Annotated in this window: 21 protein-coding genes; 14 read left to right on the top strand and 7 right to left on the bottom strand. The window is 44.8% G+C overall.

What is annotated here, in order from left to right:
• Positions 1-53: 53 nt before the first annotated feature.
• The 6 genes from A2X74_RS00490 (at position 54) to A2X74_RS00465 (ending at position 5,696) form a co-directional block, all read left to right on the top strand.
• Positions 54-1,166, top strand: a complete 1,113-nt coding sequence (locus tag A2X74_RS00490) for a TRAP transporter substrate-binding protein (protein WP_293627327.1) — start codon at positions 54-56, stop codon at positions 1,164-1,166.
• Between the two features lie 66 nt (positions 1,167-1,232).
• Positions 1,233-1,784 carry a TRAP transporter small permease subunit gene (locus A2X74_RS00485; RefSeq protein ID WP_293627325.1) on the top strand — a complete coding sequence of 184 codons (552 nt, stop codon included), beginning with the start codon at positions 1,233-1,235 and terminating at the stop codon, positions 1,782-1,784.
• On the top strand, positions 1,784-3,094 hold the full coding sequence (locus A2X74_RS00480; protein WP_293627323.1) for a TRAP transporter large permease subunit: 1,311 nt from the start codon (positions 1,784-1,786) through the stop codon (positions 3,092-3,094). The genes A2X74_RS00485 and A2X74_RS00480 overlap by 1 nt, the downstream gene beginning before the upstream one ends.
• Positions 3,095-3,255: 161 nt before the next feature.
• A complete protein-coding gene (locus A2X74_RS00475; protein WP_293627321.1) occupies positions 3,256-3,414 on the top strand; it encodes a hypothetical protein in 159 nt (52 codons plus the stop codon).
• A 244-nt stretch (positions 3,415-3,658) separates the two neighbouring features.
• Complete coding sequence (locus tag A2X74_RS00470; protein ID WP_293627319.1) at positions 3,659-4,843, top strand: acetate/propionate family kinase; 1,185 nt, start codon at positions 3,659-3,661, stop codon at positions 4,841-4,843.
• A gap of 82 nt (positions 4,844-4,925) precedes the next feature.
• The gene (locus tag A2X74_RS00465; RefSeq protein ID WP_293627317.1) at positions 4,926-5,696 is read left to right on the top strand and encodes an SDR family NAD(P)-dependent oxidoreductase; all 771 of its coding nucleotides are present in this window, start codon (positions 4,926-4,928) and stop codon (positions 5,694-5,696) included.
• A 52-nt stretch (positions 5,697-5,748) separates the two neighbouring features.
• On the opposite strand, the gene A2X74_RS00460 is transcribed toward A2X74_RS00465, so the two are convergent.
• Together A2X74_RS00460 and A2X74_RS00455 are read right to left on the bottom strand one after the other, a co-directional pair.
• Positions 5,749-5,916: a hypothetical protein gene (locus tag A2X74_RS00460; protein WP_293627315.1), complete on the bottom strand. Its 168-nt coding sequence runs from the start codon at positions 5,914-5,916 to the stop codon at positions 5,749-5,751.
• A 109-nt stretch (positions 5,917-6,025) separates the two neighbouring features.
• Entirely contained in the window at positions 6,026-6,802 is a 777-nt protein-coding gene (locus A2X74_RS00455) for a ferredoxin--NADP reductase (RefSeq protein WP_216180507.1), read from the bottom strand.
• A 151-nt stretch (positions 6,803-6,953) separates the two neighbouring features.
• On the opposite strand from A2X74_RS00455, the gene A2X74_RS00450 reads away from it, so the two are divergent.
• The 4 genes from A2X74_RS00450 to cobA all read left to right on the top strand — a co-directional run bounded on the left by A2X74_RS00450 (position 6,954) and on the right by cobA (position 10,583).
• The gene (locus tag A2X74_RS00450; protein ID WP_293627310.1) at positions 6,954-7,226 is read left to right on the top strand and encodes a hypothetical protein; all 273 of its coding nucleotides are present in this window, start codon (positions 6,954-6,956) and stop codon (positions 7,224-7,226) included.
• Between the two features lie 192 nt (positions 7,227-7,418).
• A complete protein-coding gene (locus A2X74_RS00445; protein ID WP_293627308.1) occupies positions 7,419-9,146 on the top strand; it encodes a nitrite/sulfite reductase in 1,728 nt (575 codons plus the stop codon).
• A 13-nt stretch (positions 9,147-9,159) separates the two neighbouring features.
• The gene (locus A2X74_RS00440) at positions 9,160-9,702 is read left to right on the top strand and encodes a DUF934 domain-containing protein (protein WP_293627306.1); all 543 of its coding nucleotides are present in this window, start codon (positions 9,160-9,162) and stop codon (positions 9,700-9,702) included.
• Between the two features lie 20 nt (positions 9,703-9,722).
• Entirely contained in the window at positions 9,723-10,583 is an 861-nt protein-coding gene (cobA, locus tag A2X74_RS00435; protein ID WP_293627304.1) for a uroporphyrinogen-III C-methyltransferase, read from the top strand.
• On the opposite strand, the gene A2X74_RS00430 is transcribed toward cobA, so the two are convergent.
• Positions 10,506-10,868 (bottom strand): CbiX/SirB N-terminal domain-containing protein, encoded by a 363-nt coding sequence (locus A2X74_RS00430; protein WP_293627302.1) that lies wholly within the window; start codon positions 10,866-10,868, stop codon positions 10,506-10,508. The two genes, cobA and A2X74_RS00430, sit on opposite strands and share 78 nt — an antisense overlap.
• Before the next feature lie 173 nt (positions 10,869-11,041).
• Here A2X74_RS00430 and A2X74_RS00425 point away from each other — a divergent pair, with 173 nt between their 5' ends.
• The 4 genes from A2X74_RS00425 to A2X74_RS00410 all read left to right on the top strand — a co-directional run bounded on the left by A2X74_RS00425 (position 11,042) and on the right by A2X74_RS00410 (position 12,657).
• Positions 11,042-11,527 carry an isoprenylcysteine carboxylmethyltransferase family protein gene (locus A2X74_RS00425; RefSeq protein ID WP_293627300.1) on the top strand — a complete coding sequence of 162 codons (486 nt, stop codon included), beginning with the start codon at positions 11,042-11,044 and terminating at the stop codon, positions 11,525-11,527.
• A gap of 47 nt (positions 11,528-11,574) precedes the next feature.
• Positions 11,575-11,955: a rhodanese-like domain-containing protein gene (locus tag A2X74_RS00420; RefSeq protein WP_293627298.1), complete on the top strand. Its 381-nt coding sequence runs from the start codon at positions 11,575-11,577 to the stop codon at positions 11,953-11,955.
• Between the two features lie 40 nt (positions 11,956-11,995).
• Positions 11,996-12,448 carry an OsmC family protein gene (locus A2X74_RS00415; RefSeq protein WP_293627296.1) on the top strand — a complete coding sequence of 151 codons (453 nt, stop codon included), beginning with the start codon at positions 11,996-11,998 and terminating at the stop codon, positions 12,446-12,448.
• Positions 12,449-12,528: 80 nt separating this feature from the next.
• Positions 12,529-12,657, top strand: coding sequence for a DUF3149 domain-containing protein (locus tag A2X74_RS00410; RefSeq protein ID WP_216230011.1), 129 nt, complete (start codon positions 12,529-12,531; stop codon positions 12,655-12,657).
• An 87-nt stretch (positions 12,658-12,744) separates the two neighbouring features.
• On the opposite strand, the gene lysS is transcribed toward A2X74_RS00410, so the two are convergent.
• The 4 genes from lysS to A2X74_RS00390 all read right to left on the bottom strand — a co-directional run bounded on the left by lysS (position 12,745) and on the right by A2X74_RS00390 (position 18,164).
• The gene (lysS, locus tag A2X74_RS00405) at positions 12,745-14,295 is read right to left on the bottom strand and encodes a lysine--tRNA ligase (RefSeq protein ID WP_216133935.1); all 1,551 of its coding nucleotides are present in this window, start codon (positions 14,293-14,295) and stop codon (positions 12,745-12,747) included.
• Between the two features lie 34 nt (positions 14,296-14,329).
• A protein-coding gene (gene prfB / locus A2X74_RS00400) for a peptide chain release factor 2 (RefSeq protein ID WP_144050716.1) occupies positions 14,330-15,434 on the bottom strand; the annotation gives its coding sequence in 2 pieces (ribosomal slippage) (positions 14,330-15,352 and positions 15,354-15,434; 1,104 coding nt in all).
• 28 nt (positions 15,435-15,462) lie between these two features.
• Complete coding sequence (gene recJ, locus A2X74_RS00395) at positions 15,463-17,208, bottom strand: single-stranded-DNA-specific exonuclease RecJ (RefSeq protein ID WP_293627285.1); 1,746 nt, start codon at positions 17,206-17,208, stop codon at positions 15,463-15,465.
• A complete protein-coding gene (locus tag A2X74_RS00390) occupies positions 17,205-18,164 on the bottom strand; it encodes a hypothetical protein (protein WP_299763974.1) in 960 nt (319 codons plus the stop codon). Before A2X74_RS00390 ends, recJ begins: the two co-directional genes overlap by 4 nt.
• Between the last annotated feature and the right edge of the window lie 56 nt (positions 18,165-18,220).

Below are 18,220 nucleotides of genomic sequence, written 5' to 3'. Positions count from 1 at the left end.
TAATTGCAAAGATGAAGAAAGCAGTGCATAACTAACTCAAAAAGGAGTTTTAAATGCTTATTAATTTTTTAAAACGTGTTGCTGTCGTTGGAGTGGTGTCGGCGACCATCTGCGGGGCTGCATACGCCCAGTCAGCCCCGATAAAGATGAAAATTCAAACTGGCGTGCCATCCGCAAGTATTTACTATGAACTAATGAAGAATTTTGGTGATCGTGTAGACAAGATGTCTAATGGTCGACTAAAAGTTGAGGTTTTGCCTGATGGTGCTGTCGTAGGGGCTTTTGGAATTCTTGACGCTGTCGATAAAGGCGTTGTTGATGGCGGCTTTGCGTGGACCCATTATTGGTCAGGGAAAAATTCTGCCGCCGCGCTCTTTTCCAATCCTGCATCAGGTTCAGGTGTGGGCTTAGACCAAGTTTCGCATATGGCATGGTTGAAAAATGGTGGTGGTGATCAGCTCTACGACCGGCTGTTTACTGAGGTATTAAAAACCAATATCAAGCCATTTATGATTCAACCTATGGGGCCCGATCCATTTGGTTGGTTCAAAAAACCAATCAACTCAATCGCCGATATGAAGCCAATGAAGTACCGGTCCCCTCCAGGATTGACAGCTGAGATATTTAAAGAAATGGGGCTGACAACTGTCGCGATGCCAGGTTCAGAAATCGTCCCAGCTGCTCAGCGTGGCGTTATCGACGCTGCCGAATGGATTGGACCGGCTGACGATATGATTCTGGGTTTTCAAAATGTATTTAAACATTATTATCTTCAAGGTCTACACCAGTCCACAGACGTGGCAGAACTCTTAATCAATAAAACTTTCTGGGATAAGCTACCCGCCGATCTTAAGGTAATTGTTGAAACTGCTGTTTCCGCAACCATAGCTGAAACATATACTTTTAACGTATATCGCAACGCAATTGCGCTTGAGAAGCTTAAAAAGGATCATGGGGTAACTGTTCATGACACGCCAAAAGAGTTCTTTACTGCATTCCAAAAGGCTACTGCAGTTGTCTATGCTCGTGAATCTGAGAAAAATGCATTCTTTAAAGAAGTGCTTGAATCTCAGCGGAAATTTGCTGGAGTAGTTGTTCCTTACTGGACACAAATCAATGGTCTGTACTACAACATTGGCGCAACCGTCACTAGTAAGAAAAAGTAATTTGTTGGTTAAATGATGCTTGTAAGAGGGGCAAGGAATTGCCCCTCTTTTTAAATGGAATTATCAATGCAAAATTACGATGGATTAATCGCATTCTCAAAAAAAATAGATCGATTCACATCCCTGGCTGGGAATATTGTTGGCTGGATGCTTATACCTATGATTCTTGGCCTAACTTATGAGGTAGTTGCTCGGTATGCGTTTGGTGCGCCCACGATTTGGGCTTACGATATGACTTTTATGTTGTACGGCGCTTTTTTTATGTTGGGCGCTAGTTATACCCTTCAGAAAAAAGGTCATATACGTACCGACATGTTTTATGACAACTGGCCGCCAAGAAAACAAGCGCTTGTTGATCTTGTTTGCTACATCTTGTTTTTCTATCCCTTTACTCTTATTTTTTTGATTGAAGGATGGGAATATTTTTATAAGGCGTTTACTACAGATGAGCGATTTGTATCTAGTCCATGGATGGCGATAACTTGGCCATTTAAATTGGTATTGCCTTTATCAGGTTTTCTGCTCTTTATTCAAGGACTCTCTGAGGGGGGTAAATGCTTAGTTGCCATTCGATCAAATCAGTGGCCCCTAGAGCCAAGTGAGAATGGAGCACGGTAATGGATGATCAAATTCTTGGGATTATTGGCTTAGCTTGTTTGCTAGCCGCTATTTTTATTGGGTTTCCAATCGCCTTTACCTTAGGTGCAATTAGTATTGGCATGGGTTTTATTGCGCTTGGCCCCATGGTTTTTGATCTTGCAATCTTGCAAACCCTATCGGTGATGCAGGACAGCGTTTTAGCGTCCATTCCCTTTTTTCTTTTTATGGGATTTTTGCTAGAGCAATCAGGTATTATGGAGCGCCTTTTTGATGCCATACAACAATTATTTTCGGGGGTTAGGGGATCCCTTTATCTAGCTGTGATTGTCACTGCTACCATTTTTGCTGCGGCAACTGGAATAGTCGGTTCATCGGTTGTTCTTTTGGGTGTTATGGCGGCTCCATCGATGATTAAGAGCAACTACGATGTGCGAATGTCTGCGGGAGCGATTACTGCTGGCGGTACGTTAGGTATCTTGATACCGCCATCTGTGATGTTGATTGTGATGGGGCCAGTGGTGGGCATACCAGCTACAGATTTATTTGCTGCTGCAGTCTTGCCGGGTCTTTTACTAGCGTTTTTATTTGCCGCATGGTGTATGGTGCGTTGTTGGATTAATCCAGATCTTGGGCCTGCACTACCTCCAGAGCTGAGGGCAAAATCACTTAAGCCTGTATTGATTGATCTTGCAATAGGAATCGCTCCTGTTATCGTTGTCTTGTTTGCTACTTTGGGTGTCATTCTGGCAGGGATTGCAACGCCTACTGATGCTGGTGCAGTAGGGTGCGTGGCAACCTTTTTACTTACTTTTTTATCCGGACGGCTTTCATTTGCGAAGGTAAAGCGTTGCATCTCGCAAACCTTGCAAGTTTCAAGCATGATCTTGATGCTGGTGACAACCTCCAATTTGTTTGGAGCAGTTTTTTCAAGGCTTGGTAGCGCCGATCTGATTGCTGGTTTCTTGGCTTCATTGCCGTTGCCACCAATGGTAATGTTAATTCTGATCCTGTTTTTGATTTTTTTGCTCGGCTGGCCCTTAGAGTGGGTTCCAATTGTTCTAATTGTGGTGCCAATTTTTTTGCCAATTATCAAAGCCGCTGGAATTGATTTGTTATGGTTTAGTACATTGGTTGCGGTAACGCTCCAGACCGCTTGGTTATCGCCACCTGTCGCTCTTTCGGCGTATTTCCTGAAAGGGGTTGCGCCAACTTGGAAGATTTCGGACATTTACGCTGGAATGTCGCAGTTTATGGTCTTACAAGTTATCGCTGTTATTTTATTATTGATATTCCCTCAATTGGCTACTTGGCTACCATCAGTCAATTAATTCAAGGCTAAGCTTAGTTAGAAAAAACACCGCTACCATCTCGTAGCGGTGTTTTTTTTGGGTATATACCTAATTGGATATAAGCACATAAAAATTTCGTTGTTCCCGAACATGGCAGGGTGTCTTATTCTGAGGGCTAATTTTTATGAAAGGTTCATCCCTTGGAGCAAGCCATCGATCGAGAGCAACATTTGTCCTTAGAGTTTACTGCGACATTTTTTGGTAAAAAATCATCCGTGAATAATGCTGATGCTGGCTATATTCCTCAAAAACTTTGTCCGCAGGAAAATTCAGAGGTTTATTTTCAAATTGAAGACTAGTTTATTCCCCGAAAGCAAGGGTTCAGTAGGCCTCATTGGTGAGATCTAGCGCTATTTTCTAGGATTAAATACTTAATCTCAGTAACTTGTTAATTTGACTTCTTGTATGTCACATCGGCAGCCTGAATAATATCTAGGGACACGAAAATACAAGCTTGGAAGGTGATTGTCATTGTTATGATATGACCATTGTGGCTATATTTTAATAGGCCACACTTTCTAATGCTTAATAAACCAAACGCTCATGGCAATACTTACTGTTAATGCTGGATCCTCCTCTTTGAAGTTTTCAATTTATCCTACTTCGCATGGCTCCGTTCTTCCGTCAATGTTATTTGGGACTTTTGAGGGTTTGGAGCCTGGGGGCGATACGGAGCTGCGCTACACCCATCAAGGGGTAGAGCGTCATGAATATTTTAAGGATCTTAATCAAGATCCTTTTATTGCTGCATTGATGCATTTGAAGGGGCTAATACTTTCTATTGTTGATTTGCCGGAAATTCGGGCTGTTTCTCACAGAATTGTGCATGGAGGTTCGCGCTTCTTTCGACCTGTTATTTCTACAAAAGTAATTCTTGAGGAGTTATCTGCTATTAGTGCACTGGCTCCATTGCATCAGCCTCACAGCTTAGATGGGGTGCGGGCTTTTTCTCAGGTTTTTCCAAGCGTTCCTCAGGTCTTATGTTTTGATACGGCATTTCACAAAACAATGGGAAGTCTCGAAACTTCACTCGCTCTTCCAAAGGAGATCACTGATCAAGGTGTGCGTCGCTATGGTTTCCACGGAATTTCATATCAGTACATTATTGGTGAGCTTAAGGAAAGCAGTGTTCGTGCAAAGGACAGGGTTTTAATGGCCCATTTAGGTAATGGCGCGAGTTTGTGTGCAGCGATCAATGGGAGAAGCGTTGCAACTACTATGGGATTTTCAGCATTAGATGGCCTAATGATGGGAACTCGCAGCGGCTCTCTTGATGCAGGGGTTTTAATGTACTTGGTTGAGAGGGGGTATACGCACGATCAATTACAGGATCTTTTATACCGTAAAAGCGGTTTATTGGGCGTATCAAGTATTTCAGCTGACATGAGAAGGTTGAGGGCTGATCCTGATCCTTTGGCCAAAGAAGCTATTGATTTATTTATTTATAGAATCATTCGTGAGGGTGGTTCTATGATTGCATGTCTTGGCGGACTAGATCTCTTATCATTTAGCGGTGGTATAGGTGAGCATGATTCTCTTTTAAGACTTTCTGTATGTGAGAAATTGGCTTGGCTAGGCATTGAGTTGGATGGGGAGTTAAACCGACAAGCCACGGAAAATATTACTACTAAAATTAGCTCCCCAAGTAGTTCTGTGGAGGTATGGGTCGTACCCACGGATGAGGGGGTCCTGACGGCACAGGAGGCAGTTAATCTTTTGCGATATTAAGCCTCAATATGCTCTTGAATGTTATATTGACTCCTTGATACCTTTGCTGAAGTGGGTATGCAGGCTTATTTGAGGGGGGATTATGAGATTTATTGTTCTAGTTACGGGTGCAACCTCTGGAATTGGCGCCGGGGTTGCCTCTCGTTTTATTAATGAGGGACACAAGGTTATTGTTACTGGGCGACGTAATGCTCTCTTAGAGCAATTCAAGAATTCATTCCCTTTGGCGAAGCAAGAGAACCTTTTAATTTCAAGTTTTGATATTTCTGATGGTGAGGCTACCAAGAATTTTGTGCAGAGTATTCCTCAGGAATTTAAGTCGGTAGATATTTTAATTAATAATGCGGGTCTTGCGCTTGGTTTGGATCTCGCCCATCGCGCTGAATTGCATGAGTGGGATCAGATGATTGATACGAATATCAAAGGCTTAATCAATATAACCAACCTAACTCTTCCGGGTATGGTTAGTCGATCTAGGGGGCATATATTTAATGTGGGCTCTGTCGCTGGTACTTATCCATATCCTGGGGGCAATGTATATGGCGCCACCAAAGCTTTTGTTCATGGGTATACAGCAGACTTGAGGGAGTCACTCGAAGGCTCTTCACTTCGCATAACATCAGTTGAGCCTGGTATGGTCAGCGGCACTGAGTTTTCAAATGTTAGATTAGGTGATGATATTAGAGCCAGCAAGGTATATGAGGGAATCAATGCCTTATGTGCCGATGATATTGCCGAGGCAATATATTGGGCTGCAACGCTGCCCTCTCACGTAAGCATCAATAGGCTTGAATTAATGCCTGTCCAGCAGGCTTTTGGCTCACCAGTTTTTAGTCGTACAACTTCCTCGTAATGGGCTTAATGGAATTCAATAAAATCGAGACTCCATTGGTGGGTAATTTTTCTTAGGATAAGTACGCGCTTTCAAACTCTTCCATCTTGATGGTCGTCATCAGGAATAAAATTCTGCGTTGAAAACTCTTCCGTTCCGCTACATTTTCATGTGGCAACTGATCGTGCTCTTTCAGAAGTTTAGTAATGATTGGGTTGTAATGCTCGCGTACGGGTGACATCTCTTTATTCCTTGGTAAATATCTCGTTAATGATAATTTACCAAGGGGTCTATATATCCACAAGGAATATATAGATATAAATAAATTACTTTTAGCTATATAAGATAGATTACTTCTCTACGAATGCACGTTCAAATACATAGTCACCTAATTGCCCCAAGCTTGGGGAGACTTTGAATCCTTTAGCATCGAGCATCTCTGCGGTCTCTTTGAGCATAGAGGGGCTGCCACAGATCATCGCGCGATCTACTGCTGGATCTAGGGGTGGCAAACCAATATCTTTAAAGAGTTGGCCAGATTCAATGGCGGTAGTTAGCCTGCCGGTGTGTTTGAATGCTTCGCGTGTAACAGTTGGGTAGTAGATCAATTTTTCACGAATGATCTCACCAATGTATTCATCTTGAGTGAGCTCATTCTTAATGTAATCACCATAAGCCAGTTCGCTCACTAAACGTACACCATGAATGAGAACGACTTTTTCAAACTTCTCATAAGTATCTGGATCACGAATGATGCTCATGAATGGCGCTAGGCCTGTACCCGTACTAAATAAGTAGAGATGTTTGCCTGGATTTAAGTCATCAATGACCAAGGTGCCAACAGATTTCTCGCTCACCAAAATAGGATCGCCTACCTGAATTTTCTGAAGGCGTGAGGTGAGGGGACCATCTTGAACTTTGATGCTCAAGAACTCTAAGTGTTCTTCGTAATTTGGGCTAGCAACGCTATAAGCCCTCACCAAAGGCTTTCCTTCAACCTCTAAGCCAATCATCAGAAAATGCCCGCTACGAAAGCGTAAGCCTTTGTTTCTAGTGGTGGTGAAGCTAAAGAGGGTGTCGTTCCAATGATGAACAGTGAGTACGGTTTCAGTGTTATAGGCTGCCATAAATACTTGATGAGTGAGGTGTAAACCTTAATTATCCTCATTCTGAGTGTGGTTCTATAGATATAAAAGTATTTAGCTTATAAAAAGGGATTCTTTTACTTATAAACGCCAAGCCCATAAGATCCTCCTGTACCTATTTGAAGGAAGTCTTATGTCCACAAAGCCATCAAGCGAAAAATCTTTATTTTTAGCCTTAACCAGAGTTTTGCTGGGTTTGGCCCTTTTGAGTCTATCGACTTACCTTGCTCTGGAGAGTGCTAGCTATCTTGAAGTGCTTAATCAAAATGGCCTCAATCAATTCCATGCCTTTGGTTTATTAGTCTGCGTTAGCTTTTTTTCGGGAGTGTTTTTGATTGTTCAGCATGTATTTGCGCAAGATCAAGCTGATGTTGATGAGGCTTTTGAAAAGGCCATTACTTACTAATCGAAGTAGGTTGTGGACCTGTCCATGCATAAGGACCTCTCAGAATTTAGCGTCTAACTCTAAATTCCAATCTCTTCCTGTCTGCTGCCTTTGGCTAGTTGAGCAGGAAGTTTCTATATATCTATAAAGATATATAGATTCTACATTTAATTATTTGTTGAAATATGACTATAACTAGACAATGTGCAGGCTATGTATAAATACGACCATATTGACCAAACGCTGGTAGATCAGCGGGTTACCCAATTTCGAGACCAGGTTGAGCGTCGCCTTAACGGCACTCTCGCTGAAGAAGAATTCCGCCCGCTCCGACTACAAAACGGCCTCTACCATCAGCGCCATGCTTACATGTTGCGCGTTGCTATTCCATATGGCTTGTTGAGTGCAAGACAGTTACGCACCCTCGCTTTCATTGCAGATAAGTATGACCGTGGTTATGGCCACTTTACAACTCGTCAAAATATTCAATTTAACTGGGTAGAGCTGGAACAAACTCCCGATATCTTGGCTGAGCTAGCCAAAGTCGAGATGCATGCTATCCAAACCTCAGGTAACTGTATTCGCAACATTACTAGCGATGCATTTGCTGGAGTGGCTGCCGATGAATACATCGACCCAAGACCTATCTGTGAATTACTCCGTCAATGGTCAACACTGCATCCCGAGTTTGCTCACCTGCCACGTAAGTTCAAATTTGCAATTAATGGTGCCAAAGAAGATCGCACCGTATTGCTTTGTCATGATGTCGGCATTGAGCTCCAGAAAAATCCCGACATCAATAATGGTGAGTTGACAGCAAATATCTATGCTGGTGGTGGCATGGGACGCACTCCGATTCTGGGTTCGCTCATCAAGCAGAATGTTCCGTGGCAGGTTCTACCTAGTTACTTAACAGCGCTTTTACGGGTCTATAACCGATTTGGTCGACGTGACAATCTGTACAAGGCTCGGATCAAGATTTTGGTCAAGGCTTTGGGTCCAGAAGAATTCGCACGGCAAGTAGAGGGTGAGTGGGCTCAACTGCATAATGCAACTAAGCAGGGTAAAGATAACTTCACACAAGCTGAGTGGGAGCGTGTCGCCAAGCACTTTACCAAGCCAAGCTACAAAACACTTCCAGCAATCAGTGAAGAGCAATTGCAGTCTCATGCTCAATCAAAGCTAGATGCCAATGAGAGGATTGCATTTACTCGCTGGTTGGGGCGCAACGTCAAGCCGCACCAAGTACCTGGTTATGCCTCAGTCATTCTGTCGCTCAAGCCCCATGGTACTGCGGCTCCTGGCGATGCCACTAGCGCGCAAATGAATGCCATCGCTGACTTAGCCGACCAATATAGTTTTGGTGAACTTCGTGTAACGCATGAACAAAATTTGGTTTTAGCTGATGTGGAGCAAGCAGAGCTATTGAATCTTTGGCGAGCCGCTAAAAACTATAATTTAGTACTGCCTAATATTGGCTTACTCACAGATATCATTGCTTGCCCAGGCGGTGACTTCTGCTCGCTCGCTAACGCTAAATCGCTACCGATAGCTAAAGCTATACAAGAGCGATTTGATGACTTGGATTATTTGCATGACTTAGGTGATATTAGTTTGAATATTTCTGGCTGTATTAATTCCTGCGGCCACCATCATGTCGGCAACATTGGGGTTCTAGGTGTCGATAAGGATGGCGAAGAGTGGTATCAGATTACTTTAGGTGGTGATCAAGGTAATGATGCTTCTATCGGAAAAGTCATTGGACCTTCTTTCTACGCTAATGAGATTCCGGATGTGATGACCAGCATCATTAACACTTATGTAGAACAACGCTCAACTGACGAACCTTTTATTGAGACCTATCGCAGATTGGGTGTGATCCCATTTAAGGAAGCCGCCTATAAAAATAATGGCAAACCCTCCAAGGGCGCAGCGGTCTAATTACAAAAACACTATGAACCAGCAGATTATTTATTACCCTAAAGGCGGAAAGCCAACTTTGATTGCCAATGATTGGCAGGTATGGGATGGCGAGCGCGATGAAGGCGGCATTCCAGATTTGGAGCATGGATTTCGTAAGGTTCTAGTGCCATTCCATTGGTGGATTACACATCACAAGAACGCTGATGTAGCCAGTAGAGCAGGTAAAGGCGAGATTGGCGTTTGGTTTGCTGCCGATGATGACATTCTGAAGCACTCTGAAATCATTGAAGAGGGCAAATCACTCTGGCCGGTGGTTGGGGCGCATTTCCCTATTTTTAGGGATGGTAGAAGCTTTAGTACTGCCGCTCTACTAAGAGATCGCTTTGAGTGGCAGGGTGAGGTGCGTGCCATTGGCGATGTCTTGATTGATCAGCTCTTACAAGGTGCACGGGTTGGCTTTGATGCCTTTGAATTACGCCCCGATCAAAACCTCAATATTGCTCTCAAGCAGTTTGATCTTTTTTCGGTGGTGACGCAAAACAGCTGGCGCGATCAACGCGCCACTATTGCATAAACTCCTTACAGAAACAGCGAATGTCTACAACTCACACTCCAGAACTTGGTAAGGTTTTTTTAGTCGGGGCAGGCCCCGGGGCTGCAGACCTCATCACTTTGCGTGGTGCAAGATTATTGGCGCAGGCGGACATCGTGTTTCACGATGCTTTGGTGGATCCAACAATGTTGGAGCTTTGCCCTCAGGCAACTAAAGTAGCTGTAGGCAAGCGTTGCGGCAAGCTTTCTTCCGCACAGCATTTTATTAATAAGCGCTTAGTGGATGCGGCAAAAAAACATCAAATCATTATTAGGTTAAAAGGTGGCGACCCGATGATGTTTGGTCGTGCTGATGAAGAAATCCAAGCACTCAAGCTAGCTGGTATTGAGGTGGAAGTGGTGCCTGGCATCACTGCCGCTTTAGCTGGGGCTGCCTCCATGCAGCAATCACTCACCTTGCGAGGCGTTAGTAGAAGTGTAGCTTTTGTCACTGTAGCGCAAGGGCAAGACTCAGACGGCGATAATCCTTCAAAATCAGAACATGCCCCTCTAGCGCAACCCAATGCAGATACCTTGGTGTATTACATGGGGCGTAAAGATGCAACAAGTATTGCCAAGCAATTAATTGAGAGTGATGCCAAGCACGATGATGGGACGCCTGTCCATATTCTGGAGGCCGTCAGCACCAAGAATGAACGTCATTGGTCCAGTACTCTTGGTCGATTGGCGAATGGTGAAGCAAATGGGTGGTTTAATGCTGCTTCGCCAGCTTTAATTATGATTGGCGAAGCGTTAAGACAGAAGCAACAAGTATTGTCCTCGGAGTTAGATGACTCTTGTAGCGTACTCAATGATGGACTGCAAAACAGCCTCGTCCTCACCGACTGCCGGCGTAGTGCTTAAAGTAATTTGAGGAAATTTTTCACGACAAGCGGCGAGTAGGGTAGGAAAGTCATTACGTAAGTGGCCGCCCTGTCCAAAAAAGACGGGCAGAACCGTTATTTCTTTGGCGCCCTTGGATACTAAAGAACTTACTGCCATCTCGAGGCTAGGCTCCATCAGCTCTAAAAAGGCGAGCCCAACCAATACATTGGAACGCTGTGCCACCCATTTTTCCTTTAAGCGGTCAAATGGCTCACGCCAGCGAGCATCACGGGCGCCGTGGCCAAATAAAATGAGAGCTTTCATGCAATCCTTCTGATGGAGATTCTTTTATGTTTCAAAGCTTACCCTGAATTTCATTAAGTGTCTTTAATACCGTGATAACAGGGTGATTGTCTTTAAACCGAACGAGACATTTGAGATAGCCATCACCTGCTGTTAAGGGTAGACTGTGACATGCTCCCCGTAAGGCTTTAGTAATGAACACCTTGGCTCCAAAATCTATTATTGAACGCGGCGCTTGGTATGTCGTGATTCAGGCAATTCTGATTGGCTTGATTTTATTCGGTCCTAGGGGGCCAGATTTACTGACTTCCGAGCCTCTCAAAAATATCTTTCTGTCCTGTGGTATTTCGGTTGGTCTGATTTCAATCTTAGTGATGCTTATTGCGGTGATCAATCTTGGTAAAAATCTTACCCCCTTGCCATGCCCAAAAGACAATGCGCAGTTAGTGCAGTCTGGCCTCTATCGTTATGTGCGCCATCCAATATATTTTGGGGTGCTTCTGGCAGCTTTTGCTTGGTTGCTTATCTTCCCCGGTGTTTATGTTTTGGCTTATGCAATTGCCTTGCTTGTTTTATTTGATGTCAAGGCGAGAAGGGAGGAGATTTGGCTGGTAGAGCGTTTTCCTGCATATAAAGAATATCAGCGCAGAGTCAAAAAGTTGATTCCAGGCTGCTATTAGTATATATTTATATATAATGTTATTAAATGTAAATAAAAGGAATTCAGATGAAAACAGCGCATGATTTAGTCGCTCTCGCCAAGAGTAGCATTAAAGAGGTGAGCTTGGCAGATGCACCGCAGGCAATTCAGAATGCAGACATCTTGCTGGACGTCCGTGAGGCGGATGAGTATGCGAGCGGCCATATTCCTGGTGCCATCCACATGTCGAGAGGGATGCTGGAATTTAAGTTAAGCGGCAATCCGGCACTCAGTGCTCGAGATTTAAAGATTGTGCTCTATTGCAAGACAAGTGGAAGGGCGGCCTTAGCTGCAAAAGCCTTGCGTGAGATGGGATATCAACATGTCCAATCAATTGGCGGCGGTTTTGATGCTTGGAGCGAAGCAGGTTACCCAATTGCCAAGCCCGAAGCTGTAGTATTTGAGTAGTCATTAATGTTGTTTAAAAACAGTCATTTAAGGAGTTCATATGAGTGAATCCCCATCAGTAAGACTAGTTCAACAGTCCGCTTATCAATTTGCTATTTATTACAACGAGGAACGTGATCCGGTTTATGGCGATGAGCCGCCACCCCTTGGAAGGTCTCAAGGTGCTACGCCATCTCAGTTTTTATTGGCTGGAGTAGCCAATTGCTTGTCTGACTCCTTGCTATTCGCATTAAGAAAGTTTAAGCAAAATCCAGAGCCGATAGAAACCAAGGCGCGTTGCGAGATTGGTAGAAATGAACAAAACCGCTTACGTATTCTGGCGATCTACGTTGATATTCATATTGGCGTTCCAGGCGCAACTTTAGAAAACCTGGATCGAGTATTGGCTCAGTTTCAGGATTTCTGCACCGTATCTTCTAGCGTTAGCCTGGGTATTCCAGTTAATGTGACAGTGATCGACTCTAATAATCAGCAGTTATATCCAGTGATATAAGACTTTCCTTTGATTTGGGTCAAAACAGTCTCCTTTTGAAAAGCCTAAAGTGGTATTGGGAAATTTAAAAGGAGATGGAGATGGTCTTATTTAAAGAATTGTTTGGCACTTTTGCTGGTCAACTCAGCTTGGCGGTAATACTGTTTATTATTGGCATGGCGATATTTTTTGTACGCATGTTTTTGAAAAAAATTGCGGCAGGCGAGTAAAGATAAGCAAAGCCAGGCAAGCAAGAAAAAAGCCGCAGAATTTAATTCCTGCGGCTTTTTGATTTCTAGAAATAGAGTTTGAGCTAATTACTCTTCTTCACGACGCAGATGTGGGAACAAAATCACATCCCGAATATTGGGCGCATCAGTCAATAGCATGACTAAGCGGTCAATACCGATGCCGCAGCCACCAGTTGGAGGCATGCCATATTCAAGTGCACGAATGAAGTCATGGTCAAAGTACATCGCCTCTTCATCACCTGCTTCTTTTTGCTCCACTTGCTTGCGGAAGCGGTTGGCCTGATCTTCGGCATCATTTAACTCTGAGAAGCCATTGGCAATCTCACGTCCGGTAATGAACAACTCAAAACGTTCAGTAATGCCAGGACGCGTATCGGATTCACGAGCAAGAGGGCTGACTTCGATTGGGTAATCAATGATGTAAGTTGGCTCCCAGAGATGTGACTCGGCAACCAATTCAAATAAAGCCAATTGAAGGGCGCCAATACCGGCATTCTTGAGAGTAGGGGAATCTGGGTTCTCACCACCTTTTTTCAATTCAGCACGAATAAATGCAGCATCATCCAGTTGGGCTGGCTCATAGCTCTTATTGGATTGGCCACAATACTTCAATATCGCTTCAGTAATAGTTAAGCGCTGGAATGGCTTGCTCAAATCGAGTTCACGGCCCTGGTGAGTCAGAACAGCGGTGCCTTGCGCATCAATCGCTGCCGCACGAATCAAACCCTCTGTGAAGTCCATCAACCAGCGGTAATCGGTATAGGCCGCATAGAACTCCATCATCGTAAATTCTGGATTGTGACGTGGGCTAACGCCTTCGTTACGGAAATTGCGATTGATTTCAAAGACACGCTCAAAACCACCTACTACCAAGCGCTTCAAGTAGAGCTCTGGAGCAATACGCAAGAACATTTGCATGTCTAAAGCATTGTGATGCGTAATAAATGGCTTAGCGGTAGCGCCACCAGGAATCGGGTGGAGCATTGGTGTTTCAACTTCCATGAAGTCCGCATCTAGCATATGGCGACGCAAGGAGGCGATCGTATTGCTACGCGCTCTAAAAGTATTGCGGCTCTCTGGATTCACAATCAAATCAACATAGCGCTGACGATACTTAGTCTCTAAATCTGAGAGGCCATGGAACTTATCTGGAAGAGGGCGCAACGATTTGCTCAGGAGGCGTAGATTGCTGCATTCAACTGAGAGCTCACCCTTATTGGTCTTGAATAAATTGCCTTCAGCAGAGATAAAGTCGCCCATGTCCCAGTGCTTAAATGCACCATGAGTATCTGCACCACTGATTTCATCATTGATGTAGAACTGAATCTGACCGCTACGATCTTGAATAGTCGCAAAGCTGGCTTTACCCATGACGCGCTTGAGTACCATGCGGCCGGCAACTTTGACATGTACCTTCTTAGCAGCTAATTCTTCTTTGGTGAGGCTGTCGTAGTGGGTGTGAAGATCTGCAGCTAAGTGGGTTGGCACAAAGTCATTTGGAAACGCTACTCCACCTTCACGTAACTTAGCTAGTTTCTCGCGACGCTCTGCAATGATGTGATTTTCATCAACAGCTTCAGTAGCTTGATTGGGATTGGAGTTCACTTGATCGTTCATATGGAATATAAATAACTGGAATAGGGGAAATAAATCAAACGCCTTGTTTCAGGCTGGCTTCAATAAAGGCGTCAAGATCACCATCCAATACCTTTTGTGTATTGGATATCTCAACGTTTGTACGCAAGTCTTTGATGCGGCTTTGATCCAGTACATAGGAGCGGATCTGGTGACCCCAACCTACATCGGTCTTGCTGGCTTCAAGTTTGTCTTGCTCTGCACGACGCTTTTGCATCTCATGCTCATACAAACGTGATTTCAACATCGTCATCGCTTCAGCTCTATTACGGTGTTGGCTTCGATCATTCTGACACTGCACCACAATTCCGGTTGGAAGGTGGGTCAAGCGAACTGCAGAGTCGGTTTTATTAATGTGCTGACCACCTGCACCAGAGGCGCGATAGGTATCAGTACGAATATCAGCTGGATTGACATCAATCTCAATCGAGTCATCAATCTCTGGATACACATAAATACTGGCAAAAGAGGTGTGACGACCGTTTGATGAATCAAATGGTGATTTACGAACTAGACGGTGAACGCCAGTCTCTGAGCGGAGGTGACCGTAAGCATACTCACCATCCACTTTGATAGTGGCGCTCTTAATGCCAGCAACATCACCATCAGACTCTTCCAGAATTTCTGTTTTATAGCCTTTGCGTTCGCAATACTTGAGGTATTGACGGAAGAGCATGCTGGCCCAGTCGCAAGCCTCTGTTCCGCCAGCGCCTGCTTGAATGTCAATAAAGCAATTACAGGAATCCATCTCGTTATGGAACATGCGACGGAACTCAAGATCGTGGATGATCTTGCTATAACTCTCAACGTCTTGCTCGATAGCAGCAATCGTTTCAAAATCACTTTCTTCCTTAGCCATGTCGAATAATTCGAGGGCACCAGTGATATTGCTATTTAAATCGGTGAGGGTAGCAACAACACCATCGAGCAATTTCTTTTCTTTGCCGAGGGCTTGTGCTTTCTTTTGATCGTCCCAGATAGTGGGATCTTCAAGAATAGAGTTAACTTCAGTAAGGCGTCGTGACTTTACTTCGAAGTCAAAGATACCCCCGAAGTGCTTGCTCACGAGTGAGCAGATCGGACAAGGTATTTGAAATAATATTGAGTTGTTCGGCTTCCATCCCCTAATTATAAGGGGGTTATTGCTACTCAACCCTCGTCGTGGGCCTCAACCATGAGTTGTACGCGAGCTTGACCCTGAAAGCGGTCGGTTACCAGGCGGTAGGCCAGCTTGGCCTTGGCCGGCAAGGGCTGAGTCCGGTTGAACCAAACACCGGTAAATGGCTTGCTAGCTAGCTTCCCATCCCCAATCGGACGAAGCTGCAAGCGTAGGTGTTTTTCCTTCATGAGGCTTTGTTGTCCGACCTCAAATTCCCCATAAAAAATCGGTTGAGGAAAGCCTTGGCCCCAGATTTCTTCAGCAAGAAGATCGCCTGTTTCGGGTGTGAACTCAGAAAGATCGAGTGGACCATCATGAATGTGGCGACGCTCTAATAGTTCATCGTTCAGTAATTGATTGGCAACCTCTTGAAATGCCGCATCAAACTTTTCAAAATCTGCTTTTCTGATACTCAGGCCCGCTGCCATGGCATGACCACCAAACTTGAGAATCAGGCCCGGCTCGCGCTTAGAAACAATGTCTAAAGCATCGCGCAGATGAAACCCAGTCAATGATCTACCGGAGCCACGCAATTCTTCACCACTAGCGCCATCTGCTGGAGCAAACACAATGGCAGGACGATTGAATCTCTCTTTGAGGCGGGAAGCAACAATGCCTACAACGCCTTGATGCCATTCTGCGTTCCAAAGACAAATGCTTGAGCGTTCTGCCATGGTGCCCGTCAATTGATCTTCTGCGAGGTGGGCGAGGGCAGCTTCTTGCATACCGCCTTCAATCACACGTCGCTCGCGATTAATGCGATCAAGTTCATAAGCTAGTTCAATAGCTTCATCGGGTTTATCGCTGAGCAATAAGCGGATGCCGAGAGTCATGTCTGCCAAGCGACCAGCGGCATTCAAGCGAGGGCCGATAGCGAACCCTAAGTCAAAGGTATTCGCCTTGCGCGGATCGCGCACCGCGGCCTGGAACAAGGCTTGAATACCAGCCTGAGATGCGCCAGCCCGAATACGCTTCAAACCATTGGAAACCAGGATGCGATTATTGCGGTCAAGTTGTGCCACATCTGCTACGGTACCCAAGGCCACCAAATCTAATAAGTTCTCGATTTTGGGTTGAGTCTCGGCAGTAAATTTCCCACGCTTACGAAGTTCTGCGCGTAGAGCAACTAATAAATAGAACATCACACCCACGCCTGCAAGTGCTTTACTTGGAAAGGTGCAGCCGGGCTGATTGGGATTTACGATTGCAGTAGCTTTTGGTAATCTATCGCCTGGTAAATGGTGGTCAGTCACGATGACTTCCATACCCAATTCGCGAGCTCGATCTACCCCAGCTTCACTGGCAATACCGTTATCTACAGTAATAAGATATTTAGGCCTAGGACTTTGCTGAGCCGCTAAGTCAACTACTTCTGGAGTTAAGCCGTAGCCCATCGTAAAACGATTTGGCACCAAGAACTGAATAGGGGTATCTGGCTCACCCAACATCTTTAAGCCTCTGAGCGCAACAGCACAGGCGGTGGCACCATCACAGTCGTAGTCTGCTACCACCAGCATCGCTTCCTTACGATCGAGAATATCGGCGAGTAGGGTAGCAGTGCTGATACAGTTTTTCAACTCCACTGGCGAGAGAAGTTGTTTGAGATCTAATGAGAGTTCATCGGGTTTATCAATGCCACGCGCTGCATACAGTCTAGCCAGTAGTGGGTGTAAACCGCTTTGTTGCAACCAACTGGCCGTGCGATCAGAAAAGGGGCGCTGAGAAAATACACTCATGTTGCAATAATTTCTGACCAAGTTAAGGGTTCTGATTTTTTCCAGAAGGCCCAAGACTTTTTATTGAAGTCTTTTGCTGTGAAGATTCTGTGGCGGGCTTGCCCCTTTGGAAAATCGATGATTTCAATTTCATCTAACTCATTGCTCAAGAGAGCTCTTCTTAAATTATCCAAAATACCCTCAGGGCGATCAATCCACGCAAAGGCATTCTGAAGTTGTGAGAAGTCAATTTCGTTCCGCTGGGAAATTTCAAGATACTTTGCCAGTCCAGGTAGAAGGGCATGATCTCCATATATCTGATTTACTTTCTCAAACAATTGAGGAGTTTGAATATCCGCTAGTTTTCCAATGCCACTAATCCAAAGCGAGTTAATGCTGGGATATCCGCGTTGCTCTCGTTCTTCATTGACTGGGTCAATATGCCAGAGCATTTGAATTTCATTTTGGAGTTTGCGCCAGAGCTTGGCAATTCCAATTTCACTCGTATCGCGTGGCATCCACCAATCGATATTGCGCCCATGTGCTTGATCAATCGAGTGAGTAGCTAGACTAGCAAACGGTCCTGCTGGAATAAACCAATCACGCTGCCCTTGGAATAAGACTTTGCTGCCAAAATCCTCTTCAATAAATGGGAGGGCAATATTTAGTAATCTGGCAGATTCATTTTCAGTCAGATCTATCTGACTTTGTGCCATCAAAATCAAGTGATCTCGGGTAGCGTGCAGATGTACCGGTTGAAGGCAGGCAATGGTTTCATTTGGATTGATCGCCAAGTCACTCTGACCTAACAACAATACTGGCGCTATTGGGAGCCTATCGCCCAATAGAAACCGCTCTTGTGGCAGTCCGCTTGGCGGGACATTCTGGTCCGGTCCAGCGTCAATAGCATCTTCCCCTGAGACCATAAGGGTAAAGCGTCGCAAAGCACTTGCTGGGGAGGTCAAATTGGCAGTCATTCCCCTGATTTTAGGTGGCATTTACAGAATCCATCGGTTTGCCCATTTAATTCACT

This window comes from Polynucleobacter sp. GWA2_45_21, assembly GCF_001830325.1.
Classification (GTDB): domain Bacteria; phylum Pseudomonadota; class Gammaproteobacteria; order Burkholderiales; family Burkholderiaceae; genus Polynucleobacter.
The sequence above is the reverse complement of the archived record's forward strand: the minus strand, read 5'-3'. Positions and strand labels throughout refer to the sequence as shown.